The following is a 19,879-nucleotide window of genomic DNA, read 5'->3' as shown; positions in this document are numbered from 1 at the left end:
GGTGTGCGGCTGCCCATCCAGCGTAGGTCCCCCGGGATGCGCGCGGGCGTCCGGCGGCCGATGGTGAGAGTGTGCCCCGTTCGGCGGCACCGGCACGGATGCGCCCATCCGGACCGAGGAGGAGGCATCATGTCGAGTTCCACGCCCGAAGAGTCCCGGTCGGTCGACGACCACTGCACCCCCGACGCCCTGCTGCACACCGCCCCGGCGGGCGACATCACCCCGGAGGACCTGGTGATGGCGGCGGGCAGGGACGTCACTCCTAAGAGTCTGGACTGGGCCCGCCGCAAGCTGGAGACGGAGGGCTCGGCGGCGGTCGAGAAGCTGCTGCCCTGAAGAACGCCTGCGGGCATCCCCGGGGGAGCGCCGTCACAGCGCCTTGCGGCGCAGCAGTACGGCGAGGGTGAGCAGGCCGGGCGGCAGGGGCAGCCAGACGGTCAGCATGCGGTAGCCGAGCACGGCGGACGCGGCCGTCGCGGCGGGAGCGCCGGATGTGGTCAGCGCGAGGACGAGCGCCGCGTCCAGTGAGCCGAGCCCGCCCGGCGTGGGCAGCAGGGCGGCCGCACTGCTCGCGGCGAGGTAGAGCAGGGCCACCTCGGGCGCGGGCAGCGGCAGCGCGACGGCACGCGCCACGGCGGCGAGCACCCCGCAGTGCAGCGCGGCGAAGGCCAGGGACCCGCCCCACAGGGCGACGGCGCGCGCCGGCCGGATGTGCACGGCACGGACATCGGCCAGCAGGGCGGTCAGCGCACGGCGGCAGCGCGGCCGGAGCGGCCCGGCGGCGACCGCCACGACGAGCACGGCTCCGCCCAGCGCGCCCAGAAGCCAGACCAGGGGCAGTCCGGGTACGCGCAGCAGCCCCGGACAGAACGGCACCAGGAGGGCGATCAGCGCCAGTCTGGCCACTCCCTGGGCGCCGCCCTTGACGGCCAGCGCGCCGGCGGAGCGGCCCATGGGGAGCCCGCAGCGCAGCAGGAACCGCAGGTTCACCGCTCCGGCGCCGATCCCGGCGGGCAGCAGATGGTTGGCGGCGCAGGCGGCGAACTGCGCCGCGACCAGCCGGGCACCGGGCAGCCGCTCGACGACCGCCCCCTGCTGGGCGAGCGCGGAGGCCGCCCAGGTGCCCACGGCGGCGACCGCCCCGACCGAGAGCCAGCCCCGGTCGGCCTCGGTGAGCCGCACCGCGCCACCGCGCACGGTGGGCCAGTACCGCTGGGTGAGGTAGGCGAGGACGAGCAGGACGCAGACCAGCAGGCCCACCTGCCAGACGAGACCTCGCACGCGCGTAGCCGGACGGCCGGCCGGAACGGGGAGCACTTCGGGAGCGTCCTGGGTCATCGGCACCCCTCCCCCTTCACGGAAGCACCCGTCGCCGACGCCCGGGGAAACCGGACGCCACGACGGGATCAAGGTCAAACTAACGCGGAACCACCTCCCCCGCCGCCCTCGTACGGCCATCCGGCGGTGGCCGGGCGCGCGGCGAGCGGACGACGGGGTGGCCGGCGGCCTCAGAGCCCCTTCGGCACCCGGTGCGGCGGCTGCTCCGGGGTGGGGCGCGGGGTGAGCGGCGGCACGGTCCGCACGGCGGGCTCGTCGGCCTCCAGCATCACGGTCTCCCCGTGGTGCTCGATGATCAGCGGCGGCCCTTCGAGCAGTGTGTACGTCGTCTTGTCCCCGGCGATCTCCACGCGCAGCCTGCGCCCCCGGAACTGGAGATGGAAGGCGAGCCGGCGCAACCGCTCAGGCAGCCGGGGCGCGAAGCTCATCCCGGCCGGGCCCTCCAGCACCCGCCGCATGCCGCCGAACCCGGCGACCAGCGCCATCCAGGTCCCGGCCAGCGAGGCGATGTGCAGTCCGTCGCGGGTGTTGTGCTCCAGGTCGTGCAGGTCCATCAGCGCCGCCTCGGTGGTGTAGGCGTAGGCGAGCCGCAGATGGCCCGCCTGGGCGGCGATGACGGCCTGGCAGCAGGCCGACAGGGAGGAGTCGCGGACGGTGAGCGGCTCGTAGTAGGCGAAGTTCCGGGCGACCTGTTCGTCGTCGAAGTAGGACGCGCAGGTGTACATCGCCAGGACCAGGTCGGCCTGTTTGACGACCTGTTTGCGGTAGAGGTCGAAGTACGGGTAGTTCAGCAGCAGGGGGTAGTGCTCCGGCTCGGTCCCGGCGAAGTCCCAGCGCTGGTAGCGGGTGAAGCCGGCGTTCTGCTCGTGGACGCCGAGTTCGTCGTTGTAGGGGATGTTCATCGCCTCGGCAGCGTCCCGCCAGGCCGCGCTCTCCTCCTCGTCCGCGCCGAGGTGCGCCGCCTCGTCGGGGTAGCGTTCCACGGCGTCGGCGGCGGCGATCAGGTTCTGCCGGGCCATCAGGTTGGTGTAGGTGTTGTCGTCGGCGACCGCGCTGTACTCGTCGGGCCCGGTCACGCCGTCGATGTGGAAGGCGCCCCGGTGGTCGTGGTGGCCCAGTGAGCGCCACAGCCGGGCGGTCTCCACCAGCAGTTCCAGGCCCACCTCGCGTTCGAAGCGGAGGTCGCCGGTGGCCTCGACGTAGCGGACGACCGCGTCGGCGATGCCGGCGTTCACATGGAAGGCGGCGGTGCCCGCGGGCCAGTACGCCGAACCCTCCGAGCCCTCGATGGTGCGCCAGGGGAAGGCTGCGCCGCCCAGTCCCAGCTGGGCCGCGCGCTCCCGGGCGGCGTCCAGGGTGTTGTGGCGCCAGCGCAGCGCCTCGGCGACGGCGCGCGGGGCGGTGTGGGTGAGCAGCGGCAGCACGAACATCTCGGTGTCCCAGAAGGCGTGCCCGTCGTAGCCGGAGCCGGTGAGGCCCTTGGCGGGGATGGCGCGCTGCTCGGCGCGGGCGCCGGCCTGGAAGACGTGGAACAGGGCGAAGCGTACGGCCTGCTGGATCTCCTCGTCGCCGTGCACCTCGACGTCGGCGCGCGCCCAGAAGTCGGCGAGGGCCTCGCGCTGGTCGGCCAGCAGCCCTTCCCAGCCGTCGTGGGAGGCGGCGGCGAGGGCCGCGTCCACCTGGTCGGCCATGGCGGGCAGCGAGCGGGTGCCGGACCAGCCGTGCGCGACCAGCTTCTCCACCCGCAGGGTGTGCCCCGGCTCCAGCACGGAGGTGACGGTGAGCCGGGCGACGTCCGTGCCGCTCTCGCTGCGGCTGGTGGTGCGGCCGGGCCCGGTGACGACGTGGTCGGCGGCGACCGCGACCCTGAGGCCGCTGCGCTTGGTGCGGTGCACCAGCCGCAGCCGCTCCCCGGAGGCGAAGCCGTCCTCCTGCTCCAGCGGGGAGCGCGGGGTCATCGCGGCGCGTGGGTCGCCGTTGGATTCCGGCAGGCTCTCGTTGGCGACCAGCTCGGACTGGATCACTACCCGGCTGGGGCGGCCCACGGCCTCCACCTCGTAGGCGATGGCGGCCACCGCGCGCTGGGTGAGCGAGACCAGCCGGGTGGAGCGCACCCGGACCGTGGAGCCGGCCGGCGAGGTCCACTCGCAGGTGCGTTCCAGCACCCCGCGCCGCATGTCGAGGACGCGTTCGTGGGAGATCAGGCGGCCGTAGCGCAGGTCGAAGGGTTCGTCGTCCACCAGCAGGCGGAGGATCTTGCCGTTGGTGACGTCGATGACGCTCTGCCCGGACTCCGGATAGCCGTACCCGGCCTCCGCGTAGGGCAGCGGGTGCACCTCGTGCACGCCGTTGAGATAGCTGCCGGGCAGGCCGTGCGGCTCGCCCTCGTCGAGGTTGCCGCGCCAGCCGACATGCCCGTTGGACAGCGCGAAGACCGACTCGCTCTGGGCGAGCACGTCGAGATCGAGGTCCGTCTCACGCACCAGCCAGGGCTCGACCGTGTACGACCGCTCAGTGATCACTGATTCCCTCCCAGCTCGGCGAGGTCATTCACGACGATATGCGCGCCGTGCGCGTACAGCGCGTCGGCCTGCCCCGTGCGGTCGAGCCCGACCACGTAACCGAAGCCTCCGGCGCGGCCCGCGTCCATCCCGGCGAGCGCGTCCTCATAGACGGCGGCCCGTTCCGGGGGCACGCCCAGATCCTTCGCGGCGGCCAGGAAGGTGTCGGGCTGGGGCTTGCCCGGCAGGTGGCGTTCGGCGGCCACCACACCGTCGATCCGTACGTCGAAGAGGTCCTCGGCGCCGATCGAGCGGAGCACGTCCTGGCAGTTGGCGCTGGAGGACACGATGGCCGTGGCCAGGCCCCCCGCGCGTACGGCGGCGAGGTAGCGCAGCGTGCCCTCGTACGCCTCGACGCCGTCGGTGCGGATCTTCTCCAGGAGGAGTGCGTTCTTGCGGTTGCCCAGACCCTGCACGGTGCCGGCGTCGGGCGGGTCGTCGGGAGCGCCCTCGGGGAGTTCGATGCCTCGGGACGCGAGGAAGGAGCGGACGCCGTCGGCGCGGGGGCGGCCGTCCACGTACTCGTCGTAGTCGGCGACCTCGTCGAACGGCCGCGCGTCCGGGCCCTCGTGGTCGCGGAGGAAGGCGTCGAAGGTCTCCTTCCAGGCGGCGGCGTGCACGACGGCCGTCTTGGTGACCACGCCGTCGAGGTCGAACAGGCACGCCTGGATGGTGTCGGGCAGTCCGAGCTGAGTCATACCGTCCTCCCTTCCCCGTATCGGGCGCGGCGATCACGCCCGCCGGGGAGGAAAAGAGGCGCTCGGGCGACCGCGCCGCGCACGCCCGGTGGCACACTCTGCCGCATGCCGCCGACCTTCGACGATCTTCTCCTCCGCGCCCGCGGCCTGGTCCGGGACGGCCGGCGCGCGGTCCTCGGCGTCGCGGGCGGTCCGGGCGCGGGCAAGACGACCCTCGCCGGCCACCTGGTACGCGCCCTGAACGCGGACGGCCCGCCCTGGGTGGCGCACGTGCCGATGGACGGCTTCCATCTGGCCGACGCCGAGTTGGACCGGCTGGGCCGCCGGGACCGCAAGGGCGCCCCGGACACCTTCGACGCGGCCGGGTACGCGGCGCTGCTGCGGCGGCTGCGCGAGACGCCCGCCGACGCGGACGAGGTGGTGTACGCGCCCGCCTTCGAGCGGGACCTGGAGCAGCCGGTGGCGGGCTCGATCCCGGTGCCGCCGTCGGCCCGGCTGGTGGTGACCGAGGGCAACTACCTTCTGCTGCAAGAGGGTTCATGGGCCGGGGTACGGCCGCTGCTGGACGAGGTCTGGTACTGCGAGGTCGACGAGCCGGAGCGGGTGCGGCGGCTGGTGGCCCGGCATGTGGAGTTCGGCAAGGAGCACACGGCTGCGGTGGCCTGGGTGCTGGGCACCGACCAGCGCAACGCCGACCTGATCGCCACCACCCGGGACCGCGCGGACCTGGTGCTACCGGCCTCCGTGCTGCCCCTGCCGGGCCGGGGCTGAACCGGCGCGGGCCCGGGGCCGTATCCGTGGGTGAACGGCGGAGAGTCCGCCGAGAGGACCGGCGGGGTGGTGGCACCGCCGGTCCCGGGAACGGTGCGCGGACACGGCCCTGCCCGGGGCCGACCGCCGCCAGGACCGGCGCGGCCCGTGCCACCGTGGGGCGGATGATGGCGAGCGAAGCGCACGGGACCGGGACGATCCACGCACCGGCACCCCCCGCACCACCGCTCCCCCGCACCCGGGCCCGCCGGTGGCCGGCGCGGCAGCTCGTGGTGCTGCTCGTGGTACTGCTCCTGGGCCAGCTGGCGGCGGCGATGGTCACCACGGCCGTCCGCCAGACGCCCACCATCGACGAGCCGGTGTACGTGGTCACGGCCACCGACTACCTCCACGAGCACCGGCTGCGCTACAACCCCGAGCACCCGCCCCTCGGCAAACTGCTGATCGCGGCCGGGGTCGCGGTCGCGGACCCGCGCTACGACCCGGACTTCCCGGGCACCCAGGGCGACGCGGGCCGGCACCTGCTGTACGAGTCGGGGAACGACCCCTGGCGGCTGATGCTGTGGGCGCGGCTTCCGGTGATCGCGCTGACGCTGCTCGGCGGGCTGGTGGTGTTCGCCTTCGCACGGGATCTGGCGGGGAGGACGGCCGCTCTGGTGGCGCTCGCGCTGTACGCCTTCTCCCCCGATGTGATCGCGCACGGCTCGCTCGCGACGCTGGACCTTCCCCTGACGGCCTTCCTGCTGACCTCGGTCTGGCTGGCCTGGCGGGCGCGGGACCGGCCCCGGCTGTACGTACCGCTCGCCGGGGCGGCGCTGGGCGCGGCGGCGGCCACCAAGATGAGCGCGCTGCCCGCGATCCCGCTGCTGATGCTGCTGGCCGCCTGGTCGGTGTGGCACGCGCGGGCCGGCACCGGGCGGCGGCACCGGGTGCTGTCGGCGCTCGCGGGCGCGGGCACGGTGCTGGTGGTGGCGGTGGCCGTCGTCTGGACCGCGTATCTGGTGGTCGATCCCCGGCTGGGCTTCGCGCCGGCCGAGCAGGTCCCGCCGCTGGCGGGGAAGCGGGCGCTGGTGAGCGGTCTGCTGCCGCTGCCGCCCGCGTACGGGGCCGGGCTGCGGACGCAGTTCGCGCTGGAGTACTACCCGTGGGAGGGCTTCCTCTTCGGCCGGGTGTACACGGGCGCTCTCTGGTACTACCTGCCGGTGGCGCTGCTGGTGAAGACCCCGCTCGGACTGCTGGCCCTGGGTACGGCCGGCGCGGTGACCGTCCTTGCGGTGCCCCGGCTGCGTCCGGCGGCCCCGTATCTGCTGCTGCCGCCGGCCCTGCTGCTGGCGGTGGCGATGACGGGTGCGCGGGACTTCGGCACCCGGTACGCGCTGTTCGTGCCGGTGTTCCTGGCGATGGCCGGGGGGTGCGTCACGCTGTGGCGGCGCCGGTGGGCGGGGCCGCTGGCCGGGGTACTGGTGCTGTGGGTGGCGGTGAGTTCGCTGCGGACGTTCCCGTACTACCTCCCGTACGCCAACGAGGCGTTCGGCGGACCGGCGCGGACGCACCGGCTGCTGCACGACTCCAACGTGGACTGGGGCCAGGATCTGGGCGCGCTCGCGGACCGGCTGCGGGAGCGGTATCCGGGCGAGCGGGTGTGGCTGGTGTACAAGGGCAGCGGTGTCCCGTCGTACTACGGCATCCGCGCGGCTGATCCCCGTACGGTGCCGCCGGAGCGGGTGCGGGGGCTGCTGGTGGTGTCGGACTCGGCCGTCGCCAAGGCGCGGGGGCGGCTGGCGGAGCTGATCCGCACGAGCCGTCCGGTCGGCGAGGTGGGGCACTCGATCACGCTGTACGAGCGCTGACCTAAGGGATCAACACACCGGCGGGGCTGGGCCGGTGAGCTATGTTGATTCGTCGTGGGAGACAAAGTCGACGGTCCGGCGCCCTCGCCGCAACAGGCGCGCGCCCAGGCATCAGCGATCACCTCGGGCGGGTCCGCCACGGGCGCCGGGGCAGCGCCGACCTCCGAGCTGCGGGCGCTCTTCGACGGCCCCCGGCTCTCCCCGGGACAGCGCCGGGTGGCGCGGTACCTCATAGAGCACCTCACCGAGGCCGCGTTCCTGTCCATCACCGAGCTGGCCGACCGGGCCGGGGTAAGCCAGCCCTCGGTGACCCGGTTCGCGGCAGCCGTGGGCTTCAGCGGGTATCCGGCGCTGCGGGAGCGGCTCCAGTCGATCGCGCTGGGCGCGCTGGCGGGCGGTCAGGGCGAGGAGGACCGGGCGAACGAGCTGCAGGCGGCGGTGGACGCGGAGATCCAGAACCTGGAGCATCTGCGCCGCGACCTGGCCGACCCGGAGCGCGTGGTCCGGGTGGGCCGCGAGCTGTCCCGGTCCACCCCGCTGACGGTGCTGGGGCTGCGCATCTCGGGGTCGCTGGCGGAGTACTTCGGCTACGCGGCCCGGCGTATCCACCCCGATGTGCGGCTGGTGACGCGGGGCGGCAGCGTGGCGTGCGACGCGCTGCTGCAGTCCCGTGAGGCGGGCGGGAGCTGGGTGCTGGCGTTCGCCATGCCCCGGCACGCGCAGGAGACGCTCGCGGCGCTGCGGGTGGCGCGGGAGGCGGGGCTGAAGGTCGCGCTGGTCACCGATCTGGCGCTGGGGCCGCTCGCGGAGGAGGCCGACGTCACCTTCGCCACCGGCACCGGCTCCCGGCTGGTCTTCGACTCCTACGCCGCTCCGGGCCTGCTGGCCGCCGCGCTGCTCCAGGCCATGACCGACGCCGACCCGGACCGCGCCCAGGGCCGCCTGGAGAAGTACGAGCAGGTCGCGGACCAGCAGCAGTTCTTCCTGCGGGAGTGATCCGGCGCGGCGTTTTCCCGCCGCGAGCGCGGATGAATGTTTTCATCCGTCTTGAAAAGCGGTTGGCATATATAAATACTGCTCACAGGTTCCGTGGCGGTTCCGCCCGGCCCGTCCGGGCCAGGGCCGCCCCCACCCGTCGGACCACCCTCCCCGACGACGAGGCACACCGGAAGCGATGAGCATGCAGATCACCACCACGCGTGTCAGCCCCGACTGGCCCTGCCAGGTCAAGCACCCGGGCAGCTACGACTGGGAACGCTCGGCGGCCAAATGGCTGCGCGAGCTGATCCCGGCACGCTATGCCAGCTATCCGGCGCTGATCCGGCACCCTGTGCTGCTCGCCCGGCACGCCGGCCTACAGGTCCAGCAGGAGATCCGGGTGGCGCGCACCGCGCTGCAGACCGCGCGGGCCGAACTGCCGATGCTCGGACTGCCCGAGTCGGTCATCGAACACACCATCAAGCTGTACGCCGCCGAACTGCTCCAGCTCCAGCACATCGCCCGCAGTGTCCGCGCCGTCGCCGAGGCGCTTGGCGCCCGTGGCACCGGCCGCTGACCTGCCTCGTCCGGCCCTCGCCCGGCCCGATGGGAACGGCTGTGCCGGACACCTGAGCGGACGGCCCGGGTGTGCCATGCTCATCGCGTGACGAGCGAGCCCACCTCCTCCGTGGACCCCGGCTTCGGCGCCGATGTCGCGGCGCTGGCGAAAGTGGTGGCCAGGCAACGCGCCGAGATGGAGCGGCTGCGCGACCTCGCCGCCTCCTCGGCGGTGCTGGAGCGCGCCAAGGGCGCGTTGATGGCCCTGACCGGCCGGTCCGTCGACGCCGCCCACGAGGAACTGCTCGCCCGCGCCGAGGCGGGCCGCCGCACCCTCATCGAGGAGTGCTGGCTCACCCTGGGCGCGCTGGAACCCCCGAAGCCGGCCCCGGACGAGGAGCGGGGCGGCCTGCCTGAGCCCGGGTCCGCCGTCTCCCGGCAGCCGGCGCCCACCGCGCCCGGCGACCTCGCGGACGTCCTGGGCGACCTGGGCCGGGACCTGGTGCGGGTCGGCTCGCCGCAGGAGCTGGCCGGGTACCTGCTGCGCCACCTGGGTCCCGACGCGGCCGCCGACGCCGTACTGCTGTACCAGCGGCTGCCCGGGGACGGTCTCGAACTCATCGGGTACGCGGGCATCGACGCCGCCCTCGCCGGGCGCTGGCACCGCATGCCGCCGCTGAGCAGGCTGGCCCCGCTGGACTGCCTGCGCACCGGAGAGCCGTGCTGGCTGGAGGACCTGACGGCGGACCGGCGGCGGTACCTGCTCGGGGACCCGCCCGACCGGTGGCTGTCGCGGGCCTGGCTGCCGGTGCCGGCCGGGCACGGGTCCGCCGTGGCGCTCGGCGTACTGCGCACCCAGGAAGGCCGGTTCGAGCCACGGGAACGTCACCTGCTGCTGGCGGCGGCCCGGTTGTGCGCGGGACGGCTGCGCGCCTTCGACGCGGCGGGGGACGGCGAGGCGGGCGCGGTCACCCGGTCCGTGCAGACGGTGCTCGACGCGCTGCCGGGCGCGGCGATCCTGCTGCGCCCGCTGCGCGCCGCCTCCGGCGCGGTCGAGGACTACCGCATCGAGGCGGCGAGCCCGGAGGCGGTCGACGTCTTCGGCAACACCGGACGCGAGATGCTCGGCCGGCGCATCCTGGAGAGCTATCCCACGGTCGCGGGCGAGCAGTTGTGGCACGGCTATCTGACGGCGCTGACCAGCGGAGTGCCCTTCGAGAGCGCGCCGTTCGCCTACCAGGACACGGTGGACGGGGTGCCGCTGACCGCCACGTACGCGGTACGGGCCGCGCCGCTGGACGACGGGCTGCTGGTGACCTGGCTGCGGCTGGACCCGGTGGACCGCCAGGCGCAGCGGCTGTGGGACGTGCAGCGGCTGGGCAATCTGGGCTGGGCCAACTGGAACCTGGTCACCGGGGAGACCTCCTGGTCGGCGCAGACGTACGCCGTGCTCGGTCTGAACGCGGCGCGCGGACCGGTGCCGCTCGCGGAGCTGCCCGAGCTGGTGACGCCCGGGGACGCGGGTCCGCTGCGGACCGCGATCACCGGACTCGTGGTCCACGGACGCCCCTTCGACGTGCCCTTCCGCATCGGCGCGCCGGGCGGGGTACGGCATCTGCGGATCGTCGCGGAGGCGGTGACCGAGCCGGACGGGACACCCGCCGAGGTGCACGGGTTCGTGCAGGATCTCACCGCCCAGCGCAGTGCCGAACTCGCGCTGGTGGAGAGCGAGCGGGCGATGCTGCTCCAGCGCGGGGTGCTCCAGGCCGAGCGGGCGCTGGCCGACCGGCTGCAGCACGCGCTGCTGCCGCTGCCGGCCGGACCGGTGCGGCTGGCCGGACTGCGGGTCGAAGTGGCCTATCTCCCCGGCCAGTCGGGCATCCAGGTCGGCGGCGACTGGTTCAGCGCCGTCGAACTCTCCGACGACGCCGGGCTGTTCGTGGTGGGCGACGTGGCGGGGCACGGCATCGGGGCGGTGGCCACGATGGCTCAACTCCGGTTCACCGCGAAGGGCATGGTGGGCACGGGCTCCTCGCTCACCAGCGCGCTCACCCGGCTGAATACGCTGCTGCTGCACTCACGGGACGGCCGCTCCACCGCGACCATGGTCCTCGCCCGCTACGATCCCACGACGCGCGTACTGGCCTGGGCCCAGGCCGGCCACCCGCCGCCGCTGCTGGTGCGCGGGAGCACTGCCCGCTTCCTCGTCCGGCCGGTCGGCATGCTGCTCGGCGCGAGCGCGACCCCGGTCTTCGAGGCGGCCGAGGCCCGGCTGGAGCCCGGCGACCGGCTGCTGCTGTACACCGACGGTCTGGTGGAACGCCCCGGCGAGGACGTCCACGCGGGGTTCGCCCGTCTCGCCGACATGGTCCGCACGCACGGCGAGGACAGCCTGGACACCCTGCTCGGCACGATGCTGGTGGACGAACACCGCGACGACGTCTGCGTGGTGGACATCCGGCTGCCGCAGGACTGAGGTTCAGTCCACGCCGGTGCGGGACTCCAGCGCGCGCCGGGTGTCGTCGCCGTAGACACCGGTGTCGTCGCCCCGGATGCCGTACCAGAGCTGGAACCGGGCGACGGCCGCGGTGAGTCGGGGGGCGTAGTCGCCGGTGGCGGAGCCGTCGCGGAAGACGTCGGGGATACGGAGCAGGCGGCTGCGCAGGTCGGTCACCTCGGGGCCGGAGTCGCCCTGTTCCACGACCCGGGCGGGGCGCGGGCGTTCGGGATCGGGGGGTGTCGGCACGCTGCTCTCCTTCCGTCCCTCGCGGGGGGATGCGGAGCGCCGGGCGGTGCCGTTCAGCGGGCGGTGCCGCTCAGTGTGCCCCCGTCACGCCGGAGCCGGGGCCCCCGTCAGCACGAAGCGGCTGAGGGATGCCGTGAGGGTGCCCACGAACGCGTCCTGGTCCTCCTCGGTCAGGATGTCCAGGGAGAGGTAGGGGTTGAGGTCCTCCAGCTCGACCAGGAGCAGGTCGCCCTCAAGGGTGCGGCACGCGTCGACCCGCTGGATGCCGTGGCCCAGCGCGTTCCAGTCGATGAAGCCGCGCGCGAACTCCAGGTCGGCGGCGGTCGCCCGGTACGGCTTCAGGGCCCAGCGGTCACGGGGGTCGGGGGCGTAGAGGGCGTACTGGAAGTCGTCGTCCACGAAGTAGAAGGACACCTCGTGCACGAAGTCGATGTGCGGCTGGACCAGTACCGAGCCGTCCGCGACGGGGGCCTCGGCGGCGCGGGCGGCGGGGACCGTGCGCAGACCGAGGGAGTCCGCGCCGTAGGTAGGCTTGACCACGTACCGGTCGGCGGCGGGCAGCCGGTGCAGGTCCTCGGCGCGGTCGACGGTGGGGATGACGGGGAGTCCGGCCTCGGTGAGGTCGAGCAGATACCGCTTGCCCGCCATGTCGGCCTTGCCGGTCAGCGGGTTGTAGACGCGGGTGCCCGTCTCGAGCGCGCGGGCGCGGAACGCCTCGTACTCGGTCCGGTAGCCCAGCACCGGGCCGCTGTTGCGGACCACGACGGCGTCGAAGCCCTCCATCAGCGCGGCCGCGTCCATCGGGTGGCACAGGGCGAGGTCGAAGTGGGCGCGCAGCCGGGAGGTGAGGAAGACGTCCTCGTCGCCGTAGCGGCGCCCTCGGGCCGGGTACGCCAGGTCGGTGACGTAGAGCAGGCGGGGGCGGGCGGAGGGCATACGGGATCTCCTCGTACGGGGCCGGGTGGCGACAGGGTGGAGAAAGGTTACGTCGCGGACCTGGGACGAAGATCGCCGGGCCCGTACGGGACACTCGGTACCCTCCCAGTACCATGCCGCCTGCACTCAGTGCCATACGCGGCCCCCGAATGCTACTTTCCCGTCCATGAGCACCAGCAGTGCGGCGCCGCCCGCGAAGCCGCCGATGCGCGACGCCCTGGTGGCGGCCGCCTTCCAGCTCTTCCTGGAGCGCGGCTACGAGCAGACCACGGTGGACGACATCGTGGCACTGGCGGAGGTCGGACGGCGGTCGTTCTTCCGCTACTTCCCGTCCAAGGAGGATGTGGTCTTCCCCGACCACGAGGGCTGCCTGGCCGACATGACCGCGTTCCTGGCGGCGGGTGAGAGCGACGGGGAGCCGGTGTTGCGGGTGTGCGACGCGGCGCGGCTGGTGCTGCGCATGTACGCGGAGAACCCGGCGTTCTCGGTCCAGCGCTACCGCCTGACGCGCCGGGTGCCGGGGCTGCGGGCGTACGAGCTGTCGGTGGTGTGGCGCTACGAGCGCGCGCTCGCCGCGTATCTGCGGGGCCGGTTCGCCGGGCGGACGGACGGCACGCTGCGGGCGGACGTGATCGCGGCCGCGGTGGTCGCCGCGCACAACAACGCCCTGCGCTCCTGGCTGCGTTCGGACGGCAAGGGGGACGCGGAGGCGGCCGTGGACCACGCGCTGGGCTGCGTACAGACCGCGTTCGCCGACGCGCCGGCCCGGTCCGCCCGCTCCCCCTTCCCTCCCGAGTCCCCGCGACCCGGCGACGTGGTGGTGCTGGTCGCCCGCCGGGACACCCCGCTCTGGCAGGTGGTGCGGAAGTTCGAGGCGGCACAGGACGAGGACCGATAATTCAGGGTACGCAGTGCCTTTACTGGTGACACTGAGTGCCATATGCTGTCGCTCGTGCACGGTGGCACGGCACCGGGCACGAGCGGATTCCGGCCCGGTGCGGGGAGTTGACGAGCGTGTACCACCACTCAGCGGGAACGGCCCAGCCGGTGGCAGGCTCGGCGGGCCTCCTCACCGGGCGCTTCGCCAACTCCATCGAGTACCAGCGCTGCGGCTGGTGCGGCACCGCGATGTACCACCGGCTGCTCTGTCCGGTCTGCCAGGGCAGCGACCTCCGCACCGAACGCAGCGAGGGCGTCGGCACGGTCCGCCACTCCACGATCGTCCACCGCAACACCCCCGCCGCCCGCAATGTCTCCCTCGTCGAACTCGCCGAGGGCTTCGTCGTACGCGGCCGTGTCATGGGCCCCCCGGCCGGTGTCCACAGCGGCGACCGCGTCCGCCTCTCCACGGCCGAGGACCCGGTACGCGGCGAGCCGGTCTTCCAGCCGCTGGACGACGCGTGCCGGGCGTGGACCTGACCGGACGCTAGGCCGGAAACGTCACCCGGATGCCCACCGTGCCCTCCGGACCCCGGCGCAGTCGGCTGCCCAGGAGTGTCAGGCGGCCGATGAGGCCGTATTTGCGGGCGATCAGGGTGCGGTAGCGGGCGGTGGTGGCGGGGTCGGCGATCTCGGCCCGCGCGGGGTGCTGCGCGCCGGTGGGGCGGCCGCGCACGTCGCAGGGGCCCACAAGGACGTCGGCGCGGCGGCGGATGCGCTTGACCTTGTAGCTGTCGGCGGTGGTCCAGACGCCGAGGGCGTCGCCGTCGGGGACGACCCACACCGGGGTGGCCACCGTGGTGCCGTCTTTGCGGTAGCTGGTGACCAGCAGATACTTGCCCGAGCCGAGCCGGGACACAAGCGCGTCGTCCATGACCCCGAGTCTACGAGAGGGCCTCGCCGGGGCCGCGCAGACACCCCCAATGCCGCGGACCTGCGGCGCGAAGCAACTCCGGCGTCTAGATTGCGTCTTGACCAGTACCTCTCGCAACAGGCCCCCCAGGAGCTGACCCCCGTGACCGACAACCCGGCCGCCACCAACGACGTGGCCGTGTCGCTGCGCGCCCGCATCAACACCGGCCAGCCGCACACAGCCCGGATCTGGAACTACTGGCTCGGCGGCAAGGACAACTACGAGGTCGACCGCGCGGCCGGCGACCAGATCCGCCAACTGCACCCCGGCATCGGGGAGTACGCCCGCCACGACCGCCTCTTCCTGGGCCGTGCCGTGCGCCATCTGGTCGGCGAGGTCGGCATACGGCAGTTCCTGGACATCGGCACCGGCCTGCCCACCGCCGACAACACGCACGAGGTCGCGCAGAGCGTCGCCCCGGAGACACGGGTCGTCTACGTCGACAACGACCCGCTGGTCCTCACCCACGCCCGCGCCCTGCTCACCAGTTCCCCCGAGGGCGTCACCGACTACCTCGACCAGGATCTGCGCAACGTCGACGCGATCTTCGAACACGCCGCGAAGACCCTGGACTTCAGCAAGCCGGTGGCCCTGATGCTGCTCGGTGTGGTCATCTTCATCGGCGACGAGGAGGACCCGTACAGCCTGGTGCGGCAGTTGCTGGACCGGCTGCCGGCGGGCAGCCACCTGGTGCTCTCGCACACGGTCACCAGCCCGTCGATGCCGGACGTGGACGAGGCGGTGAAGTTCTGGAACGAGCACGGCACCCCCAAGCTCACCCAGCGCACCCCCGAGGACGTGACCCGCTTCTTCGAAGGTCTCGAACTGCTGGAGCCGGGCGTGGTGTCCTGCTCCCGCTGGCGTCCGGAGGGCGCCGGGGAGGGCGAGCCGGAGGAGGTCGCCATGTTCGGCGGGGTGGCCCGCAAGAACTGACCGGGCGGCCCCGCGGACTCGTCCCGTCGGGTGAACGCTCCCGGCCCATCTCCCGTACTTGTAGGGGGCGCTCATGACCGGAGGGCCCCGTGCCGCCGGTACGGGCGGCGCGCGCTCGGGGTTCGGGAGTCTGCATGAGGCACGCACGACGGCGGGTCGTCCGGCGAGTGACACGGCTGGCGGCGGTCGGCGGACTTCTCCTGGGAGGAGGAATGGTCGCGCAGGCGGCCATGGCGAGCGAGACCCCGGCCCCGCCGGCCACCACGTTCAGCGCGACGGGCACCGCGGGGGACAAGGGGGCGGCGCTCGCGGCGAAGCTCGGCACGACCCGCTCGGCGGGCAACTGGGTGGACGCCCAGGGCCGTCCGGTCGTCGCGGTGACGGATGAACGGGCGGCCACCGAGGTACGCGCGGCGGGCGCGCGGGCCAAGGTCGTCGGGCACAGCATGGACGAGCTGAAGTCGGCCACCGGCGCCCTGCGTTCGGCGCCCCGGGTGACGGGCACCGCGTGGGCGGTGGACTACCGCACCAACCGGATCGTGGTGCGCGGGGACCGCACGGTGTCCTCAGGTGACTGGAAGAGGATGACCCATGTCGCCTCGCACATAGGCGACTTCGTCACCATGGAACGGACCGCGGGCACGTTCACCACCCGGCTCAACGGCGCCCTGCCGATCCTGTCGACGGGCGGCCGCTGCTCCGCGGGATTCAACGTGACCAACGGGCAGGGGGACTTCATCCTCACGGCCGGACACTGCGGGCCGACCGGCTCCATCTGGTTCGCGGACGGCCAGGGCACCCGGCAGCTCGGCGCGACGGTGAACAGCAGCTTCCCCGGCGGTGACTTCTCCCTCGTCCAGTACGACACCGGCAAGGCCGGGGAGGGCGCCGACGTGGTCGCGGTGGGCGGCGGCAAGGGGGTGCGGATCACCGGGGCGGGGGACGCGGCCGTGGGCCAGCGGGTGTTCCGCAGCGGCAGCACCAGCGGGCTGCGGGACGGCCAGGTGACCGCGCTCAACGCCACCGTGAACTACCCCGAGGGCACGGTCACCGGGCTGATAGAGACCAATGTGTGCGCCGAACCCGGCGACAGCGGCGGCCCGATGTTCTCCGAGGGCGTGGCGCTCGGCATCACCTCGGGCGGCAACGGCGACTGCACCACCGGCGGTACGACCTTCTTCCAGCCGGTGACCAAGGCTCTCAGCGCGCTGAACGTCAAGCTCATCACCGCCACCCCTCCCCCGGGCGCCGCGCAGAACGCCGCCCCCACCCCTCCCACGGACACCGGCCGGGGTGCCATGACGCCGAGCGCGGCCCGGCCCGGCTTCTCGGCGCCGGTGACCGGCGTGGAGGGAGAGACCCTGCTGGCCCGGCTCACCGACACCCGGAACGTCGGCCCCGGACTGCTGGTGATCGCGGGCAGCGTCATCGCGCTGGTCGCCACCCGGTACATCCGTGCCGAGCAGGACCGCAAGGCGTACCAGCGGTACTACTCCACGACCTGGAGCTGACCCGCGGGGCGGGGGCGCGGCGAAGGAGGGCACCCGGTGACGGGCGCCCTCTCGGCGTACGACGGTGGCTGCGGGGTCCGGTCAGACCGAGCGGCGCGGCATGGGGGCCGCGGCGGCCCACTCCATCACGAGGCGTTGGTACACCGCGCGCTGCTCGCTGGTCAGGATGCCGCCCGACCGGCGCCACAGGGCCCGGATCTCCTCGTTGACCTCCGCGGCCGAGCGCCCGCAGGAGGCTTCAGCAGTGGTGGACATGGTGTGAAGCATATGCCGCTCCCCGTGAAGCCACCGTGAATAAGTACGAACGATTCGGGCATTTCGGACCGTGTTACTCATCACGTCAAGAAGCCGCGCGGAAAGGCGAGTTCGGCCCGGTCAGCCGCTTCTCAGGTGCCGGGCTTGCGGCCGTAGACGAAGACGTCGTCACCGTTCCTCAGCAGTGACCAGTACTTCTTCGCGTCCTTCGTGGTCATGTTCACACAGCCGTGGGAGCCCGGCGGGTTCCACATGCTGAGACCCACGGAGTGGAACGCCTGCCCGCCGTCGAAGAACTGGCTGTAGGGCATCGGCACGTCGTAGAGGTCGGAGACGTGGTCGATGTCACGCCAGTAGATCTTCTTCAGGCCGGTGCGGGTCTCGTACCTGTCGCGGCCGGTACGCACCGGGACCGGTCCGTACACGAGCCTCCTGCCGTCCTGGACCCAGCTGAGCTGGAGGGTGAGGTTCACACAGGCGATGCGGCCCTTGTCGGTGGGGCACTTGCCGTCCTTGTCGGGGTCCCTCCCCACGGCCTTCTGCCGGTTCATGAGGTCCATCACACCCCAGGTGACGGGCCCGGCATAGCCGATGTTCGGGGTGATGCCGTGCTTGTTCTGGAAGCCGCGGATGGCCGAGCAGTCCCCCGGGGACTGCTTGCCGTCCACCCTGCGGCCGAGGAACCGCTCGACCTGCTTCTGGTACGGCCCCGCCTGGCTGGTGCAGCTCGCGGCCTGGGCCGGAGTGGCGGTGGCGGCGATGGTGAGCGGCGCGACCAGCGCGCCGACCCCGAGTACGACGGCCCCTCGCCTGCGTATGTCGCCCATGGTCGGCCCCATCCCTTCTCCCCTTCGGCCCCCGGGGAGGTCCCCCGGGGTTGTCGGGCCCCGCTCTTCTGCGGGGCTTTCGGCCTACTAGACCGGCTCGACGGCCGGATGGTTGTGTTTCCGGCATGCTGTGACGAAACGGTGAACTCTACCCCGTCCCGCCGGGGCTCCCGTCCAGCGCGCGTCGGAAGCCGGTGTGCACCGAGGTCAGGCCGCCGTCGACGACGAGGGTGGTGCCGGTGATCCAGGCGGCGTCCCGGGAGGCGAGGAAGGCGACGGCCGCCGCGATGTCCCCGGGCTCGCCGACCCGGCCGAGCGGATAGCAGTCGCGTACGGCGTCCAGGTCCGCGTCCCGCCCTTCCCAGGCGGAGGTGCGTACGGTGCCCGGTGCGACCAGGTTCACCCGCACCCCGCGGGCGGCGGCGTGCCCGGCGAGGGTGCGGGTGAGGGAGCCCAGGCCGGCCTTGGCGGCGCTGTAGGCGTGGTTGCCGAAGTCCAGCAGGCCGTTGACCGAGCCGATGCTCACGATGGCGCCGCGCCCGGAGGCGGCGAGGTGGGGCAGCGCGGCCTGGCAGCAGCGGCGGACGCCACCGAGGGTGATGTCGAGATCACGGGCCCAGGACTCGTCCGGGTCGTCCTCGAAGCCGGTGGGCGCGTCCGGTGAGCAGTGGGCGGCGCAGTTCACCAGCACGTCCAGCGAGCCGAACGCGTCGACCGCGCGGGCGACGGCCGCTTCCACCGAGGCCCGGTCGGCCACGTCGCACACCGACGCCGTGGCCGCGAGCCCCTGTTGGCGCAGGCCGGCGGCGGTGTGCTCCGCCTCGGGGGCGTCCTGGTCGGTCACCAGGACCTGGGCGCCCTCCTGGGCGAGGCGCCGGGCGACGGCCGCGCCGATACCCCGGCCCGCGCCCGTGACGAGGGCTCCGTGGCCCGTGAAGCGGTGGGTGAGATCGGTCATGGGCCGACGGTAGGACAGCGGGCGGCCACCGCGACAGGGAGATTACGGCCGCGATGGCCGCCCGGGGCGGTGCGGGTCGGACGGTGCGGGTCAGTGACCCCGCTCGATCCACTCCTGGAGGTGGCCCGACTCCTCGCCGATCGTCGTCGGGTCGCCGTGCCCGGTGAGCACCCTGGTCTCCGGCGGGAGGCCGAGCAGCCGGTCCCGGATCGAGTCGATGATCGTCGGGAAGTGCGAGTACGACCGTCCGGTGGCGCCGGGACCGCCCTGGAAGAGGGTGTCGCCGGTGAACACCGCGCCGAGACCGGAATCGTAGAGGCAGACGGCGCCGGGGGCGTGGCCGGGCGTGTGCAGCACGGTCAGGTCGGCTCCGGCGGCCTCCAGGACCTGGCCGTCGACCAGGTGCTCGTCGGGCGCGCGGTCGGGGTGGGTGAGCTGCCACAGCGGCAGGTCGTCCGGGTGGAGCCAGATGGTGGCGCCGGTGCGGTCCGCCAGGGCGGGGGCGGCGTTCACATGGTCGTTGTGCGCGTGGGTGCACACGATCGCGGTGAGCCGGCGGTCGCCGACGGCCGCGAGGATGGCCTGGGCGTCGTGGGCCGGGTCGATGACGACGGCCTCGTGGTCGTCGCCGACGATCCACACGTTGTTGTCGACGTCCCAGGTGCCCCCGTCGAGGGTGAACTGACCGGAGGTGACGAGGCGTTCGATACGGGCGGTCATCAGAACTCCACCACCGATCGCAGCACGTCACCGTGGTGCATCCGCTCGAACGCCTGCTCCACCTGGTCCAGTTGGATGGTCTCGGTGACGAACGTGTCCAGCGGGAGGCGGCCCTGGAGGTGCAGGTCGATCAGCATCGGGAAGTCCCGCGAGGGCAGACAGTCGCCGTACCAGGAGGACTTGAGGGAGCCGCCGCGGCCGAACACGTCCAGCAGGGGCAGTTCGAGCCGCATCTCGGGCGTGGGCACCCCGACGAGGACGACGGTGCCGGCCAGGTCGCGGGCGTAGAACGCCTGTTGATACGTCTCCGGGCGGCCGACCGCGTCGATGACCACGTCGGCGCCGAAGCCGCCGGTGAGTTCCCGGATCGCCTCGACCGGGTCGGTC

General features: G+C 73.2%; 21 protein-coding genes. 10 read left to right on the top strand and 11 right to left on the bottom strand.

What is annotated here, in order from left to right:
- Positions 1–129 precede the first annotated feature (129 nt).
- Positions 130–336, top strand: a complete 207-nt coding sequence (locus ACFWN1_RS16160) for a hypothetical protein (RefSeq protein ID WP_384362175.1) — start codon at positions 130–132, stop codon at positions 334–336.
- Between the two features lie 33 nt (positions 337–369).
- Here ACFWN1_RS16160 and ACFWN1_RS16155 read toward each other — a convergent pair whose 3' ends face one another.
- From ACFWN1_RS16155 to ACFWN1_RS16145, 3 genes are all read right to left on the bottom strand, one after another.
- The gene (locus tag ACFWN1_RS16155) at positions 370–1,338 is read right to left on the bottom strand and encodes a lysylphosphatidylglycerol synthase domain-containing protein (RefSeq protein ID WP_384362172.1); all 969 of its coding nucleotides are present in this window, start codon (positions 1,336–1,338) and stop codon (positions 370–372) included.
- A 170-nt stretch (positions 1,339–1,508) separates the two neighbouring features.
- Positions 1,509–3,860 (bottom strand): glycoside hydrolase family 65 protein, encoded by a 2,352-nt coding sequence (locus ACFWN1_RS16150; RefSeq protein ID WP_384362168.1) that lies wholly within the window; start codon positions 3,858–3,860, stop codon positions 1,509–1,511.
- Entirely contained in the window at positions 3,857–4,597 is a 741-nt protein-coding gene (locus ACFWN1_RS16145) for an HAD family hydrolase (RefSeq protein WP_384362165.1), read from the bottom strand. Before ACFWN1_RS16145 ends, ACFWN1_RS16150 begins: the two co-directional genes overlap by 4 nt.
- Before the next feature lie 105 nt (positions 4,598–4,702).
- On the opposite strand from ACFWN1_RS16145, the gene ACFWN1_RS16140 reads away from it, so the two are divergent.
- The 5 genes from ACFWN1_RS16140 (at position 4,703) to ACFWN1_RS16120 (ending at position 11,230) form a co-directional block, all read left to right on the top strand.
- Entirely contained in the window at positions 4,703–5,368 is a 666-nt protein-coding gene (locus ACFWN1_RS16140; protein ID WP_384362162.1) for a nucleoside/nucleotide kinase family protein, read from the top strand.
- Positions 5,369–5,532: 164 nt separating this feature from the next.
- Entirely contained in the window at positions 5,533–7,218 is a 1,686-nt protein-coding gene (locus ACFWN1_RS16135; protein ID WP_384362159.1) for an ArnT family glycosyltransferase, read from the top strand.
- A 54-nt stretch (positions 7,219–7,272) separates the two neighbouring features.
- Entirely contained in the window at positions 7,273–8,214 is a 942-nt protein-coding gene (locus ACFWN1_RS16130) for a MurR/RpiR family transcriptional regulator (RefSeq protein ID WP_384362156.1), read from the top strand.
- A gap of 178 nt (positions 8,215–8,392) precedes the next feature.
- Positions 8,393–8,773, top strand: coding sequence for a hypothetical protein (locus tag ACFWN1_RS16125; RefSeq protein ID WP_384362153.1), 381 nt, complete (start codon positions 8,393–8,395; stop codon positions 8,771–8,773).
- A 111-nt stretch (positions 8,774–8,884) separates the two neighbouring features.
- Entirely contained in the window at positions 8,885–11,230 is a 2,346-nt protein-coding gene (locus ACFWN1_RS16120; RefSeq protein WP_384362190.1) for a SpoIIE family protein phosphatase, read from the top strand.
- Positions 11,231–11,233: 3 nt separating this feature from the next.
- On the opposite strand, the gene ACFWN1_RS16115 is transcribed toward ACFWN1_RS16120, so the two are convergent.
- Both ACFWN1_RS16115 and ACFWN1_RS16110 read right to left on the bottom strand, forming a co-directional pair.
- The gene (locus ACFWN1_RS16115) at positions 11,234–11,500 is read right to left on the bottom strand and encodes a peptidoglycan-binding protein (RefSeq protein WP_384362150.1); all 267 of its coding nucleotides are present in this window, start codon (positions 11,498–11,500) and stop codon (positions 11,234–11,236) included.
- Positions 11,501–11,584: 84 nt separating this feature from the next.
- Positions 11,585–12,436: a hypothetical protein gene (locus ACFWN1_RS16110; RefSeq protein ID WP_384362147.1), complete on the bottom strand. Its 852-nt coding sequence runs from the start codon at positions 12,434–12,436 to the stop codon at positions 11,585–11,587.
- Positions 12,437–12,602: 166 nt separating this feature from the next.
- Between ACFWN1_RS16110 and ACFWN1_RS16105 the strand changes: the two genes are divergently transcribed.
- Together ACFWN1_RS16105 and ACFWN1_RS16100 are read left to right on the top strand one after the other, a co-directional pair.
- Positions 12,603–13,334: a TetR family transcriptional regulator gene (locus ACFWN1_RS16105; protein ID WP_384362144.1), complete on the top strand. Its 732-nt coding sequence runs from the start codon at positions 12,603–12,605 to the stop codon at positions 13,332–13,334.
- Positions 13,335–13,450: 116 nt separating this feature from the next.
- Positions 13,451–13,855 carry a Zn-ribbon domain-containing OB-fold protein gene (locus ACFWN1_RS16100; protein WP_384362142.1) on the top strand — a complete coding sequence of 135 codons (405 nt, stop codon included), beginning with the start codon at positions 13,451–13,453 and terminating at the stop codon, positions 13,853–13,855.
- Between the two features lie 7 nt (positions 13,856–13,862).
- Here the strand turns inward: ACFWN1_RS16100 and ACFWN1_RS16095 are convergent, their stop codons facing one another.
- Positions 13,863–14,249, bottom strand: a complete 387-nt coding sequence (locus ACFWN1_RS16095; RefSeq protein WP_384362139.1) for a PPOX class F420-dependent oxidoreductase — start codon at positions 14,247–14,249, stop codon at positions 13,863–13,865.
- 141 nt (positions 14,250–14,390) lie between these two features.
- Between ACFWN1_RS16095 and ACFWN1_RS16090 the strand changes: the two genes are divergently transcribed.
- Positions 14,391–15,221 carry an SAM-dependent methyltransferase gene (locus tag ACFWN1_RS16090; RefSeq protein WP_384362136.1) on the top strand — a complete coding sequence of 277 codons (831 nt, stop codon included), beginning with the start codon at positions 14,391–14,393 and terminating at the stop codon, positions 15,219–15,221.
- A 134-nt stretch (positions 15,222–15,355) separates the two neighbouring features.
- On the top strand, positions 15,356–16,732 hold the full coding sequence (locus ACFWN1_RS16085) for a S1 family peptidase (RefSeq protein WP_384362133.1): 1,377 nt from the start codon (positions 15,356–15,358) through the stop codon (positions 16,730–16,732).
- A gap of 81 nt (positions 16,733–16,813) precedes the next feature.
- On the opposite strand, the gene ACFWN1_RS16080 is transcribed toward ACFWN1_RS16085, so the two are convergent.
- From ACFWN1_RS16080 to ACFWN1_RS16060, 5 genes are all read right to left on the bottom strand, one after another.
- A complete protein-coding gene (locus ACFWN1_RS16080) occupies positions 16,814–16,999 on the bottom strand; it encodes a hypothetical protein (protein WP_384362130.1) in 186 nt (61 codons plus the stop codon).
- A 119-nt stretch (positions 17,000–17,118) separates the two neighbouring features.
- On the bottom strand, positions 17,119–17,814 hold the full coding sequence (locus ACFWN1_RS16075; RefSeq protein ID WP_384362187.1) for a L,D-transpeptidase family protein: 696 nt from the start codon (positions 17,812–17,814) through the stop codon (positions 17,119–17,121).
- 148 nt (positions 17,815–17,962) lie between these two features.
- On the bottom strand, positions 17,963–18,772 hold the full coding sequence (locus tag ACFWN1_RS16070; RefSeq protein ID WP_384362127.1) for an SDR family NAD(P)-dependent oxidoreductase: 810 nt from the start codon (positions 18,770–18,772) through the stop codon (positions 17,963–17,965).
- Positions 18,773–18,862: 90 nt separating this feature from the next.
- Entirely contained in the window at positions 18,863–19,492 is a 630-nt protein-coding gene (locus tag ACFWN1_RS16065; RefSeq protein ID WP_384362124.1) for an MBL fold metallo-hydrolase, read from the bottom strand.
- A partial coding sequence (locus ACFWN1_RS16060; protein WP_384362121.1) for a zinc-binding dehydrogenase occupies positions 19,492–19,879 on the bottom strand: 388 nt, incomplete at its 5' end. The genes ACFWN1_RS16065 and ACFWN1_RS16060, both read right to left, overlap by 1 nt.

Source organism: Streptomyces sp. NPDC058459 (assembly GCF_042721685.1).
In the GTDB taxonomy this organism is placed as follows: domain Bacteria; phylum Actinomycetota; class Actinomycetes; order Streptomycetales; family Streptomycetaceae; genus Streptomyces.
Note: the sequence above shows the minus strand (reverse complement) of the source record. Positions and strands in the feature narration are given on the sequence as shown.